This window comes from Pseudoalteromonas sp. JB197 (genome assembly GCF_002332205.1).
GTDB lineage: Bacteria > Pseudomonadota > Gammaproteobacteria > Enterobacterales > Alteromonadaceae > Pseudoalteromonas > Pseudoalteromonas nigrifaciens.
The window spans coordinates 3,238,532-3,251,241 of record NZ_NRGZ01000001.1 but is presented as its reverse complement, the minus strand read 5'-3'; the positions used below and the strand labels follow the sequence as shown (position 1 = coordinate 3,251,241).

Here is a 12,710-nt window from a genome sequence, read left to right as displayed (position 1 = left end):
ACGTATTATGCGATACTGGACAAATAATTTTGGTAATAGACGAGATAGCATGGAAAACATTGAAGTCCGAGGCGCCCGCACGCACAATTTAAAAGACATCAGCCTAACCATCCCACGTGATAAGTTAATTGTTATTACTGGCCTATCTGGTTCGGGTAAGTCTTCGCTTGCATTTGATACTTTGTATGCAGAGGGGCAGCGTCGTTATGTTGAATCACTTTCTGCGTATGCAAGGCAGTTTTTATCACTGATGGAAAAACCCGATGTAGATCATATTGAAGGTCTTTCTCCGGCTATTTCTATTGAGCAAAAGTCAACATCGCACAACCCGCGTTCGACTGTGGGTACGATTACCGAAATTTATGACTATTTACGTTTAATGTTTGCCCGCGTGGGCGAACCGCGTTGCCCAACTCACGACCTACCGTTAGCCGCACAAACTATTAGCCAAATGGTCGATACTGTTTTAGCTCTGCCTGAGGGCAGTAAACTCATGTTGCTTGCACCGGTAATAAAAGAGCGTAAAGGTGAGCATGTTAAGCTCCTTGAGCAATTGGCGAGCCAAGGCTACATTCGTGCCCGTATTGATGGCGAAGTATGTGACCTATCGGATCCACCGCCACTTGATCTACATAAAAAACATACTATAGAAGTAGTTGTAGACCGCTTTAAAGTAAAAGATGGCCAACAACAGCGTTTAGCTGAGTCATTTGAAGCTGCATTAGAAATGTCGGGTGGCGTGGCTAACATAGCTTATATGGATGACAGCAGCGCAGAAGAAATGCTGTTTTCGGCTAATTTTGCCTGCCCTACTTGTGGCTATGCCATGACCGAGTTAGAGCCAAGATTGTTTTCGTTTAACAATCCAGCCGGAGCATGCCAAAGCTGTGACGGCCTAGGCGTACGCCAATATTTTGATCCAAACCGCGTAGTACAAAACCCTGAACTAAGCTTGGCCGGTGGCGCAATTAAAGGCTGGGATAAACGCAGTTTTTATTATTACCAAATGCTACAAGCCGTTGCGCAGCATTATAATTTTGATTTAGATTTGCCATATCAGGATTTAGATAAAGCCTCGCAAAAAATTATTTTAGAAGGCTCAGACACTACTAAAATAGCCTTTAGCTACCGTAACGACCGCGGCGATTTAATTACCCGTAATCACGAGTTTGAAGGGGTACTTAATAATATGTACCGTCGCTACCGTGAAACTGAATCAAACTCGGTACGTGAAGAACTAGCAAAGTATCAAACCAGCCAGGCCTGCCCTAGCTGTCATGGCTCGCGTTTACGCCAAGAGTCGCGCCATGTATTTATTGGCCAAACTAACTTACCCACTATTACTCATATGAGTATTGGTGAAGCGATGGACTTTTTTGAAGGGTTAAAACTAACCGGACAAAGAGGCCAAATAGCTGAAAAAATATTAAAAGAAATTCGCGACCGTTTATCGTTTTTAATTAACGTGGGTTTAAACTACCTCTCACTCGATAGAAGTGCCGATACGCTTTCGGGCGGTGAAGCACAACGTATTCGCCTTGCAAGCCAAATTGGCGCAGGCCTAGTGGGTGTTATGTATGTACTGGATGAGCCATCAATTGGTTTGCATCAGCGCGATAACGACCGATTATTAAAAACATTGGTGCATTTACGCGATTTAGGTAATACCGTTATTGTAGTTGAGCACGACGAAGATGCTATTCGCGCAGCCGATCACATTATTGATATTGGCCCAGGTGCTGGTGTGCATGGCGGGCATATAATTGCCCAAGGTACTCGCGACGATATTTTAGCCTGTAAAGAGTCGGTTACTGGGCAGTTTTTATCCGGTGTACGTAGAATAGAAATACCTAAATTACGCCACCCCACTAACGACAAATGGCTGGAGTTATTTGGCGCTACTGGTAACAACTTAAAAAATGTTGATTTAAAAATTCCATTTGGCTTAATGACCTGTGTAACGGGTGTGTCTGGCTCGGGCAAGTCTACGCTCATAAACGACACCTTATTTAAGCTTGCGCATACTGAATTAAATGGCGCAACAACTGCCGAAGCTGCTGCGTATAAATCAATTACAGGGCTTGAGCATTTTGATAAAGTGATCGACATTGATCAGAGCCCCATTGGCCGCACACCACGCTCTAACCCGGCTACTTATACTGGTATTTTTACTGGTATTCGTGAATTATTTGCCGGTACGCAAGAGTCGCGCTCTCGTGGTTATAAAGTAGGTCGCTTTAGCTTTAACGTTAAAGGCGGACGCTGTGAAGCTTGCCAAGGCGATGGCGTAATTAAGGTAGAAATGCACTTTTTACCTGATGTGTACGTGCCGTGCGACGTATGTAAGGGTAAACGATATAATCGCGAAACCCTTGAAGTACTGTATAAAGGTAAAAATATTCATCAAGTACTCGACATGACAGTGGAAGATGCCCACGACTACTTTGATAAAATACCGGCCATTGCACGCAAACTTAAAACCCTGATGGACGTAGGTTTATCGTACATTCGTTTAGGCCAAGCAGCTACAACGCTTTCGGGCGGTGAAGCACAGCGAGTTAAATTAGCCCGCGAGTTGTCAAAACGCGATACCGGTAAAACACTATACATACTTGATGAACCAACAACAGGCTTACACTTTGCCGATATTGAACAGCTGCTTGTTGTACTTCATCGCTTGCGCGATCACGGTAATACTATTGTTGTTATTGAGCATAACCTCGATGTTATTAAAACCGCAGATTGGGTTATCGATTTAGGCCCTGAAGGCGGAGCTGGCGGTGGTGAAATACTCATTGCAGGTACACCTGAGCAAGTAGCCGAGTGTGAGCGCTCGCATACTGGTCGTTATTTAAAAGAACTGCTTAAATAACGAGTGCAGCTTAGCTGAGTAGCTATTCATTTTTTTGTGTATTTGGTGGTTAACTTCTTTTATTAACCGCCAAATATACTAGGGCCTGTTGACCTTTCAGGATTAAAATTTGTTCTAACTAAGGACGATTTAATCGTGGCGCGAGGTTTGTAACCTAGTGGGCTAAGTAAAAGCCGAGCAACAAAGAGTTAATCGTCCCTAGGACGAACCTTCAGGCAGCGCGTGTTTGGTATTTATGCTGCGTTATCGCCTATTTATGGGGAATAACCACACTACATAGGCTCTGCCTTGCCTAAATACCAAACACACTGCTGCAAATTTAACCTCGAAAGATAAACAGGCCCTAATAAAACAAAAATGCCGCTTTATAAATAAAGCGGCATTTTTATTGATCATTTTAACTAGCAAGGTTTAGCCGCGAGGAATAAAACCGAGTGCATCGTACACAGCTTTTAACGTACCTTCGGCTTGGCTGCTGGCTTTTTCTGCGCCACGCTTCATGATGTTATTAAGGAGTGTTTGATCTTCTCTGATCTCTTTAAAACGCGCTTGAATTGGCTCAATCATTGCCACTACAGCATCTGCAGTGTCTTTTTTCAGATGGCCGTACATTTTGTCTTCGTACTCTGGCACTAAATCCTCAATTGAACGTTTAGTTGCCACACTTAACAAGGTAAGTAAGTTTGACACTCCAGGCTTTTCAGCTCGGTCAAAGTAAATACGCGCTTGTTCGTCTGAATCAGTAACTGCTTTTTTCAGTTTTTTCTCAATCTTTTTTGGCTCATCTAACATCATAATAAAACCATTTAGATTTTCATCCGACTTAGACATTTTTTTCAGCGGATCTTGCAAGCTCATTACTCGCGCACCAAACTCTGGAATATACGCTTGAGGTATTTTAAATACCTCGCCATACAGGTTGTTAAAACGTGTTGCGATATCGCGGGTTAGTTCAAGGTGTTGCTTTTGATCTTCCCCTACCGGCACTTGCTCTGCTTGGTATAATAAAATATCGGCCGCTTGTAATACTGGGTAAGCAAATAAGCCCACATTAATATTGTGCGCGTGCGTTGCCGACTTATCTTTAAACTGGGTCATACGATTAAGTTCGCCCATTTGTGCATAACAATTTAATACCCAAGCAAGTTGTGCATGCTCTGGTACTTGCGATTGCACAAATAACGCGGCTTTTTCTGGGTTAATACCACAAGCAGTATAAAGCGCTACACCATCTAAAACGCGCGAGCGAAGTAATTCAGGGTCTTGACGCACAGTTACTGCGTGAAGATCTGCAAGCATAAAGTAGCTATCATAGTCTTCCTGTAACTTTAGCCACTGGTTAATAGCGCCAACATAGTTGCCTATTGTCATACCACCGGTTGGCTGCACGCCACTTAAAACTACTGGTTTACTCATGATTTTCCTTTATTTTGCTTAATTAACAGCACTTAGCGCTGTGTAAGAACAGGTATTATATCTAAGAAGTTATCGCATAGGTACTGTGGATTATAGTCCTTAAGGTTTTCACCTTGATTATAACCATAGCTCAGTGCAATAACGTCAATTTTAGCTGCATTGGCAGCTAGTATATCGCTTTTAGAGTCACCAATCATAATCGCTTTACTGGGCTCAACATTTAGTTTATTACAGGCAAATAACAACGGCTCTGCTGATGGCTTTTTAGCCATGTCATCACCACAAATTATTAGCTCAAAATGACTCGTTAAGGCTAACTTATCCAGTAATTTTTCGGTAAATAAACGATCTTTATTAGTGATCAATGCCTTGGGCATACCACGTAGGGCAGCAAGCCCAGTTACAACATGTTGGTAAAGTACGCTATATTCACCTACTTGCTGTTCATAATGTTGGTAAAATAATGAAAATGCTTTATCGCTAAGTGCTTTATCTAAATGCTCACTTATTTGCATTTCGCCACTCAGTGCGCGTTTTACTAATACTTCTATACCATTGCCAACCCAGCTTTCTACTAAGCGCTGGCTAACAATCGGAAATGCTAAGTCGCTCAAAGTAAGATTAAGTGCTATGTATAAATCGTATACACTATCTACTAAGGTGCCATCTAAATCAAACAGGGCTAGGTCGTACTTCATGATTTAACACTTCCTAATTGCTCACGCATTTGATCGATAACTTCTTGGTAATTTGGCTGGTTAAAAATGGCTGAACCCGCTACAAACATATCAGCACCCGCCTCTGCAGCAGCGGCAATGTTATCGACTTTTATTCCGCCATCAACTTCTAAGCGTATATTGCGACCCGATTCTACAATACGTTGTTTTGCTTGGCGTAGTTTTTCTAAAGTATGCGCAATAAAGCTTTGCCCACCAAACCCTGGATTAACCGACATTATTAAAATAACATCAATTTTATCCATCACATGATCAAGAAAGCTCAAGCTAGTGCCTGGATTAAACACTAAACCAGCTTGGCAGCCATGATCTTTTATTAATTGTAATGTGCGGTCAATATGCTCACTGGCTTCTGGATGAAAAGTAATAATTGAAGCGCCGGCCTCGGCAAACTGAGGAATAAGGCTATCAACCGGTTTAACCATTAAATGCACATCAATAGGCGCTTTAATACCGTAATTTCTAAGCGCTTTACACACCATAGGGCCAATAGTTAAGTTGGGCACATAGTGATTATCCATCACGTCAAAGTGAACCACATCGGCACCCGCAGCAAGTACGCTATCAACATCTTCGCCTAGTTTAGCGAAATCAGCAGATAAAATAGAAGGGGCTATTAAGTATTTTTTTTCTGGGTTCAACATAGTTAATCCGACAATGAATAATATATTGCGTTAATGTAACTTAATTAATGATGTTACCCAAGTAATCGCGACAAATATAATGGCTTAATAAAAATAAAGATTATTGATAAGCCTTTATTTTTATTCGACTTTAGAAGCTAATGCTAAAATTTAAGTTTGTTATTTAAGCAATTTTTGTTATGCTTAAAAAAGGATCAAATTATTAGGTTTAAATCATGCGTGCTTTTAAAACAGGGATATTAATGGGGTCAGCATTTTTGTTTGTTGGAGCGTTAAATTTTATCTCAAGTTCTGAGCAAGATTTAACGGCAATTAACAATTGCCAGCAAAAACAAACAACTTCTACAGATACAGCTGTAAGTGCTTGCCTTAAAATAGCAGATGAATCGTCTTGGTCTTCATGGATAACAGGCGACAGCCGCAGTGCACAGTTTCATTATTTAGATTTATTAGAGTTACTTACAAGCTCTGGTGATTCTAAAAAGCCTCCCTCTTTAAAACCATCATTTTAAACATGCGACAATTTTTTAGCGCCTTACAAAGTGTACTTGCTGCATTTTTTGGGGTGCAATCTAACCATAAACGCCACGCAGATTTTAAACACCACTCGCCAGTTAGCATTATCATAATAGCTATTATGCTTTTTATTGTTTTTATTATTTCGATTTACGCGATTGTTGTTTCGGTGCTAAGTACATAGCCATTAGTTCGCTCACTTTATTACGCGATCCACCTTTAGGGCTAATAGTGCGCTTTACCTGAATTTGATCTAATGTTGCTTGGCTATAAATTTTACGCGTCCATACCGTATCATGGTTAGAGATAAGCACTGGAGTATCGTTTTCAAACGCCGCTTGCTCGGCTAAATTTGCTAAATTTGCTTGATCATCTAAATTAAAACCGCCCTTAGCATACGAGGTAAACGAGGCTGTTTTACTTAAAGGCACATACGGTGGATCACAATAAATAACTGCATTTTTAGGTACTAGTTTAAAAATGTCATCGTAATCAAGGCAGGTAAACGTAGCCTGTTGCGCTTTTTTAGCAAAAAAGTACATTTCTTTTTCGGGAAAATAAGGCTTTTTGTATTTACCAAAAGGTACATTAAAAATACCCTTTAAGTTATACCTACAAAGCCCGTTATAACCGTGTCTATTCATATATAAAAACAGCATTGCGCGTTCGTATATATCGCTACTTTGATTAAATTGCACGCGGTATTCGTAGTAAGCGTCGGGATGATTATTTAAATCCACAAACAGCTTTTTAGCATCACTTATAAACTCATCGGGCGAGTTTTTAAGTTCTTTATATAAATTAATTAAATCGGCATTAATATCATTAAGAATATAGTGTTTAAAATCGCTATTTAAAAACACTGAGCCGGCACCAACAAAAGGTTCAACCAAAGTATCAGCCTGCTGGCTAGCTTGCTTTAGTCGCGCGTTAATATCTTCAACTAGACTGTATTTTCCGCCAGCCCATTTAAGGAAGGCTCTACTCTTTTGCTGCATTGGCTCTTTACTTCAATCTGGTGTTGCGCGATTTTACACTAAAGTTGCTTAGTTTACTGATCAACTAATACAATTTCTTGTTTTATTTTGCTTATTTTTTTATAGAAAGGCTTATTTATTTTAACCTCTGCAGGCAAAGCGCTCATAGCTAACTTTGCAGCATTCATATCAGTAAAACTACCCACTGTTACCACCCACCAAGTTTTATTGTTTCTTTTAGTTTGATAGGTATGCGCTACTTTTTGTAGTTTATGCTGGCTAATAAATTCAGCACTGACTTGTTGCTGAGTAATCGCTAATAATTGAATAACTGTATTTGTGTCTGGCTGTTGTAAGTACCATGCATTACCTGTGAGTATTTTGCTCTCAACCTGAGCTGAAATATTACTGTGTGGCTGCGTTGCTAATATCTTTGGCTCTACCGATGGTGTATTTTTAGAGCTTGGAGTTGCTTGCTTCGCGGTCAGGCTTTGCATAATTGCAGGCACATCATTTTGCGGTGCCTGTAGCTCAACGGTGCTTGCAGGTAAGTTAGGTGGCGCTGCAATAACGCTATTGTCGCTATTGTCGCTATTGTCGCTAGCTGTCGCTAATGGCTGCTGTATTTGCTTAACCGAAATTGCTGTTGTGAGTACTTCAGGCTCAGCTTGCTTATAGTATTGTTGCCACCATTGGGTCATGTCTGATTTATATAACAAGCCAATTATTAAAAACAGAATAATTAACATCAAAATTAATAAGTGCAAACGCCAAGATACTTTATCTTTTACAACAACATCCGCTATATGCTCTGTTGCTTGCCAGCTCAGTAATAAATTAGGATTACCCTGAGCCGCAGCTATAAAAGCTTGATAAACTGGGTCTTCATCATAAGGCAGGTCGCTAAAATACCAACTCATTAACTGCTTACTTTCACTTTGGTTTAATGGCTCTAAGTGAATGTTTATTGCCGCTGTAAAGGCCAGTTTTGACTGTGCAGCAAGCATAATATAAAGCGTACTGGGGGAGTTTTTAGCCAGTAGTTCTAACTCTACCTGTAATTCTTCTGATAAGTGCCTAGCGTTATCGAGCACCCATAAACAAGGGCCACAAGCTTGCTGTTGTAATAATTGATAAAAGTTTTCGGATAGGCTCAAGCTATGATCAATTAAAGGCGCATTAAAGCTTTGCTCTAATAACTCACTCATTAATTGAATGTCAGTCATTTGCGCTGTTACTTGCACAAATGCTTTATTAAAATCGTTGTATTTATCAGTAATGAAAGTTTCGAGTAGGTAGCTTTTACCTAGGCCAGAGGTGCCTAGTAAAACAATCAGGTTTTGTCCGTACTCAAATTGCAGTGCGATTCTATCCACCAATGCCGCACGGCTTGGTAAAATTTGTGGCTGCATTATTGCTCGATTAACGCTCGAACTTGGTCATCTGAAACATCATCTACTAATGCACATTGTCCAAATTGGGTGGGTAGAATAAAGCGGATAGTACCCTTTTTATTCTTTTTGTCTTTACGCATATGCTGCAAAAAATGCTCGCTGGTCATTACCGGCGGAATCTGCGTGGGTAAGCTATATTGCGCAATTAAACCAGAGATGCGAGTAACATCCTCAGCGGTTAAATCTTGGCGTGTATATGCTAGTTTTGCAGCAAGTACCATACCAGTTGCTACTGCTTCACCATGTAGCCAAACACCGTAGCCCATTTGTGCTTCAATAGCGTGCGCAAAGGTATGACCTAGATTTAATAGTGCTCTTAGGCCTTGCTCTTTTTCGTCTTGAGCTACAATTAGCGCTTTAATTTCACAGCATCTATAAATGATATGCTGTAAACAGGCTTCATCTAATTGCTGTAAACGCTCAACATTTTGCTCTAAGTAAGCAAATAGCTCAGTATCGTAAATCAAACCGTATTTAATCACTTCAGCCATACCGGCTGCAAACTCGCGCGCTGGTAAAGTGTGTAATGATTGTGTGTCGATAAAAACGGCTTGTGGCTGATAAAATGCCCCAATCATATTTTTACCTAATGGATGATTTACCGCTGTTTTTCCACCTACCGACGAATCAACTTGTGATAATAGTGTCGTTGGCATTTGAATAAAGGGAATGCCACGCTGATAACATGCAGCAACAAAACCAGTTAAATCACCAACAACGCCGCCACCTAATGCAATTAAGCAGGTGTCACGACCACAGTTATTTTCGAGTAAAAATGCCGATATTTTTTCAAACCAGGTAAGCGATTTATATTGCTCGCCATCAGGAATAATAAAATGCAGTGGATTCAATGCTGCTAACTGCGCTAATAAGCCTTGTAAATATAAAGGCGCAATAGTGTCGTTAGTAATGATGATAGGCCGACAATCACCAATGTGATGAACTAGGCGGCCATTATCTTGAAGTGTAGATTGACCAATATAAATAGGGTAACTTCGCTCGTCTAAATTAACAGATAATTCAAGCATGCTTAGCTATTTCCTTTAATATTAGTAATTAAAAATCCAATTTCTCGATGATTTGGTTAGCAACAACTTTAGCGCTTTGCTCATCAGTGCGTACAACAAAATCAGCCACTTCTTTATATAACGGTTCGCGTTCTTCTGCTAAACGTTCTAATACATCACGAGGTGCTTCTTCTGTTTGCAGTAATGGGCGACGCTTGTCGCGTTGTGTGCGTGCAACTTGTTTTTCAATCGGTGTCTCTAGGTATACTACAATACCGCGAGCCGAAAGCTTGTTTCTAACTTCTTTACTCATTACTGAACCACCACCGGTTGCAAGTACAATACCCTGCATTTCGGTTAGATCGCCAATAACAGATTCTTCACGAAGTCTAAAGCCTTCTTCACCTTCAAGATCAAACACCCAGGCAATATCTGCACCGGTACGGCGTTCGATTTCTTGATCAGAATCAACAAATTCAAGGTGTAATTGGTCAGCGATGTGACGACCAATCGTACTTTTGCCAGCCCCCATGGGGCCAACTAGAAATATATTACGTTTCTCAGCCATATCTTTTAGTACAAACGAACTCTAAAATTTGAAATAAAACCCCGCCTAACGACCTGGCCCCAAAATTAAGGAGAGGATTATCTCAGTAATCGGTTGGGTATTTCAAGTCAATTAGCATAAAAAGCCATATAACGAGCAATTAATCTAAATAATCATCCATTAGTTAACAAAACATTAGCTTATTTTAGGGAGTATTTATTTTTCATGGTTAAAATTTGTGCAATCCAAAGTTGTATTTATCAAATTACTGATAACTTTACTACGTAATGTTATGTAAAACTCACACAGTAAAGCGTAAAATAACACTAGAGTGCACCCGAAGGGCAGCGCATGTTGGTTTTATGCTGCTATCGCATATTTTGGGAAGTAACCACACTGCATATTCTCTACTTAGTAAACTAAGTAGAGTGCTGCAAAATCAATATTCAAATATAATCACGCCCTAATCAACTTGTATCTTAGGAGTGACGAAAATCAGTAGTTCACGCTTTTCGTTAAACTCACTGGTACTTTTAAACAGTCTTCCAATGTATGGAATGTCGCCCAATAAAGGTACTTTTTTGGTCGAGTTAATAATTTGCTGTTGAAAAATACCACCCAAAACAACTGTTTGGCCATTTTCTACCAGTACCTGCGTTTCAATTTGTTGCGTATCAATTGCAACCGCAGGGCCTGTTCCTGTCTGTACTGTATCACCTCGGGTATCTTGAGTGATAATTAAATTCAAAATAACTTTGTTATCAGGTGTTATATGCGGTGTTACTTCTAAGCTAAGTACTGCTTTTTTAAAGCTTACTGTTGTCGCACCACTAGAGGCTGATTCAACATAAGGTATTTCGGTACCTTGTTCAATCCTCGCCTTTTGCTGGTTAGCCGCAGTAATTCGCGGACTGGCAATAATTTCACCTTTATTTTCTTCTTCAAGCGCAGTTAGCTCTAAATCAATTAACGTACCATTAGCTAGTTTAGCAATATGCATACCTATGCTAGCTGAAGGGTTAGCAACTGGTAGGTTTACATTTAATCTATCAGACAAGCTTGGAATATTACCATTAGAGATGTTTTCAGCCCCCTCTAGGGTGCCTGAAATACCATCGGTTCCTTGCTGATCACTAAAGCCCCAACGTACCCCTAAATCTTCTGTAACGTTGTCGCGTACGGTTACCATGCGCGCTTCAATTACAACCTGCTTTACGGGTATATCTAGCGTTTCGACCATGCGGCGTACGCTTTCGATACTTTTTGCCGTATCTTTCATTAATAATGTATTGGTACGCTGATCAACCGACACACTCCCTCTTGGAGTTATAATGCTGTTAGTGTCCGTTTTTAGTAAGTCTGCAAAATCTTCGGCCTTTGCATAATTTAAGCGAATGTACTCGCTGTACAAAGGCTCTAAATCTTCTACTTGTTGCTTTGCTTTTAAGTCTTTTGCTTCACGTGCTGCAAGCTCTTCTGATGGGGCTACCATTAAAATAGAGCCATCCATGCGCTTATCAAGGCCTTTTATTCTGAGTACCACATCAAGCGCTTGATCCCATGGCACGCCATCTAAACGTAGCGTTATATTGCCCGTTACAGAATCACTGGTTACTAAGTTAAAGTCGTTGTATCCGGCTATAATTTGCAATACTGCACGTACCGAAATGTCTTGAAAGTTCAGGGTCATTGGTCGACCTTGATATTCTTTACCACCATCAAGGTAAGCATTTTGAGTTTCGTCTTTCTCAACATTTAAGGTAAAAATATTATCTATTTGCTGATAAGTAAACGTAAATGCTGCGTTTGGCTCAATAACAATTCGGCTCAGGTTATCTTCTTTAAAGGTTTCTATATTGCTTACGATAGTACCAAAATCAAGTACATCTAATTCGTATAATAAATCATCTAAAATATCAGTATGATGAAACTCAGCAATAATTTTACCGCCACTTTCATGTACTTCTATTGCGGCTTGAGTATCTTGCAAAAATACCAATACTTTAGCTTCGCCCTTTTCACCACGGCGAAAATCAATAGATTGAATACGATTAATGTAACTACCGCCAATGCTATCTGCAGCATCCTCAGTCGTTAGCGCTTGCTCGGTTAATGGATTATCAGAGATACGCAGCGAGACCAAGTTATTATTAACCTGGGTTTCATAAATTTTCAAACGCTCAAGATGTACCGTTACTTTTAAACCGTTACTTGTCATTACGCTGGTTACATTATTTATTCCAGCCAAATTAACAGCAACATCGGCTAACCCTTGTTCTAACTGTGCATTGGTAAACAGCATTTCTATACGCGCTGGGCTATTGAACACTTGAATACTTGGTTGCTGGATTAATTCTTCATCAAATACCAGTTGTAGTTCGGTTTCGCCTTTTAATAATGGATTATAGCGCACGTCATAAAGTAGCGGCTCAGCTACCGCAGTTTTAGCTATTAATAGTGCAAAAATCACTAATAAAGCTGACAATACACGATGAAGCGAACTTACATACTTATACATATGAGTATGACCTTTTTTTGTT

General features: G+C 40.1%; 11 protein-coding genes. 3 read left to right on the top strand and 8 right to left on the bottom strand.

Going from position 1 to position 12,710, the window contains the following annotated elements; translation table 11 throughout:
• Positions 1-49 precede the first annotated feature (49 nt).
• Positions 50-2,872, top strand: a complete 2,823-nt coding sequence (gene uvrA / locus CIK86_RS15155; RefSeq protein ID WP_086995543.1) for an excinuclease ABC subunit UvrA — start codon at positions 50-52, stop codon at positions 2,870-2,872.
• A gap of 411 nt (positions 2,873-3,283) precedes the next feature.
• On the opposite strand, the gene trpS is transcribed toward uvrA, so the two are convergent.
• Genes trpS through rpe form a run of 3 tightly spaced genes read right to left on the bottom strand, consistent with a single transcriptional unit; the run spans position 3,284 to position 5,669 of the window.
• Complete coding sequence (gene trpS / locus CIK86_RS15150; RefSeq protein ID WP_011329353.1) at positions 3,284-4,288, bottom strand: tryptophan--tRNA ligase; 1,005 nt, start codon at positions 4,286-4,288, stop codon at positions 3,284-3,286.
• Positions 4,289-4,320: 32 nt separating this feature from the next.
• Positions 4,321-4,986, bottom strand: coding sequence for a phosphoglycolate phosphatase (locus CIK86_RS15145; protein WP_086997323.1), 666 nt, complete (start codon positions 4,984-4,986; stop codon positions 4,321-4,323).
• Positions 4,983-5,669: a ribulose-phosphate 3-epimerase gene (gene rpe / locus CIK86_RS15140; RefSeq protein WP_086997320.1), complete on the bottom strand. Its 687-nt coding sequence runs from the start codon at positions 5,667-5,669 to the stop codon at positions 4,983-4,985. Before rpe ends, CIK86_RS15145 begins: the two co-directional genes overlap by 4 nt.
• 215 nt (positions 5,670-5,884) lie before the next feature.
• Here rpe and CIK86_RS15135 point away from each other — a divergent pair, with 215 nt between their 5' ends.
• Together CIK86_RS15135 and CIK86_RS15130 are read left to right on the top strand one after the other, a co-directional pair.
• Positions 5,885-6,181: a hypothetical protein gene (locus CIK86_RS15135; RefSeq protein ID WP_086997317.1), complete on the top strand. Its 297-nt coding sequence runs from the start codon at positions 5,885-5,887 to the stop codon at positions 6,179-6,181.
• A gap of 2 nt (positions 6,182-6,183) precedes the next feature.
• A complete protein-coding gene (locus CIK86_RS15130; protein ID WP_041454590.1) occupies positions 6,184-6,369 on the top strand; it encodes a DUF2970 domain-containing protein in 186 nt (61 codons plus the stop codon).
• Here the strand turns inward: CIK86_RS15130 and CIK86_RS15125 are convergent.
• The 5 genes from CIK86_RS15125 to CIK86_RS15105 all read right to left on the bottom strand — a co-directional run bounded on the left by CIK86_RS15125 (position 6,326) and on the right by CIK86_RS15105 (position 12,688).
• Positions 6,326-7,183, bottom strand: coding sequence for a Dam family site-specific DNA-(adenine-N6)-methyltransferase (locus CIK86_RS15125; RefSeq protein ID WP_011329357.1), 858 nt, complete (start codon positions 7,181-7,183; stop codon positions 6,326-6,328). The two genes, CIK86_RS15130 and CIK86_RS15125, sit on opposite strands and share 44 nt — an antisense overlap.
• A gap of 53 nt (positions 7,184-7,236) precedes the next feature.
• Positions 7,237-8,574 (bottom strand): AAA family ATPase, encoded by a 1,338-nt coding sequence (locus CIK86_RS15120; RefSeq protein ID WP_086997313.1) that lies wholly within the window; start codon positions 8,572-8,574, stop codon positions 7,237-7,239.
• Entirely contained in the window at positions 8,574-9,644 is a 1,071-nt protein-coding gene (aroB, locus tag CIK86_RS15115; RefSeq protein ID WP_086997310.1) for a 3-dehydroquinate synthase, read from the bottom strand. Before aroB ends, CIK86_RS15120 begins: the two co-directional genes overlap by 1 nt.
• A 28-nt stretch (positions 9,645-9,672) precedes the next feature.
• Positions 9,673-10,191: a shikimate kinase AroK gene (gene aroK / locus CIK86_RS15110; RefSeq protein WP_008466255.1), complete on the bottom strand. Its 519-nt coding sequence runs from the start codon at positions 10,189-10,191 to the stop codon at positions 9,673-9,675.
• A 442-nt stretch (positions 10,192-10,633) separates the two neighbouring features.
• Positions 10,634-12,688, bottom strand: coding sequence for a type IV pilus secretin PilQ family protein (locus CIK86_RS15105; protein WP_086997307.1), 2,055 nt, complete (start codon positions 12,686-12,688; stop codon positions 10,634-10,636).
• Between the last annotated feature and the right edge of the window lie 22 nt (positions 12,689-12,710).

What these genes read in the sequence shown, in the direction of transcription:
- uvrA (WP_086995543.1), top strand. Translation starts at nt 50, where the DNA reads ATGGAAAACATTGAAGTCCGAGGCGCCCGCACGCACAATTTAAAAGAC.
- trpS (WP_011329353.1), bottom strand. Translation starts at nt 4,288, where the DNA reads ATGAGTAAACCAGTAGTTTTAAGTGGCGTGCAGCCAACCGGTGGTATG.
- CIK86_RS15145 (WP_086997323.1), bottom strand. Translation starts at nt 4,986, where the DNA reads ATGAAGTACGACCTAGCCCTGTTTGATTTAGATGGCACCTTAGTAGAT.
- rpe (WP_086997320.1), bottom strand. Translation starts at nt 5,669, where the DNA reads ATGTTGAACCCAGAAAAAAAATACTTAATAGCCCCTTCTATTTTATCT.
- CIK86_RS15135 (WP_086997317.1), top strand. Translation starts at nt 5,885, where the DNA reads ATGCGTGCTTTTAAAACAGGGATATTAATGGGGTCAGCATTTTTGTTT.
- CIK86_RS15130 (WP_041454590.1), top strand. Translation starts at nt 6,184, where the DNA reads ATGCGACAATTTTTTAGCGCCTTACAAAGTGTACTTGCTGCATTTTTT.
- CIK86_RS15125 (WP_011329357.1), bottom strand. Translation starts at nt 7,183, where the DNA reads ATGCAGCAAAAGAGTAGAGCCTTCCTTAAATGGGCTGGCGGAAAATAC.
- CIK86_RS15120 (WP_086997313.1), bottom strand. Translation starts at nt 8,574, where the DNA reads ATGCAGCCACAAATTTTACCAAGCCGTGCGGCATTGGTGGATAGAATC.
- aroB (WP_086997310.1), bottom strand. Translation starts at nt 9,644, where the DNA reads ATGCTTGAATTATCTGTTAATTTAGACGAGCGAAGTTACCCTATTTAT.
- aroK (WP_008466255.1), bottom strand. Translation starts at nt 10,191, where the DNA reads ATGGCTGAGAAACGTAATATATTTCTAGTTGGCCCCATGGGGGCTGGC.
- CIK86_RS15105 (WP_086997307.1), bottom strand. Translation starts at nt 12,688, where the DNA reads ATGTATAAGTATGTAAGTTCGCTTCATCGTGTATTGTCAGCTTTATTA.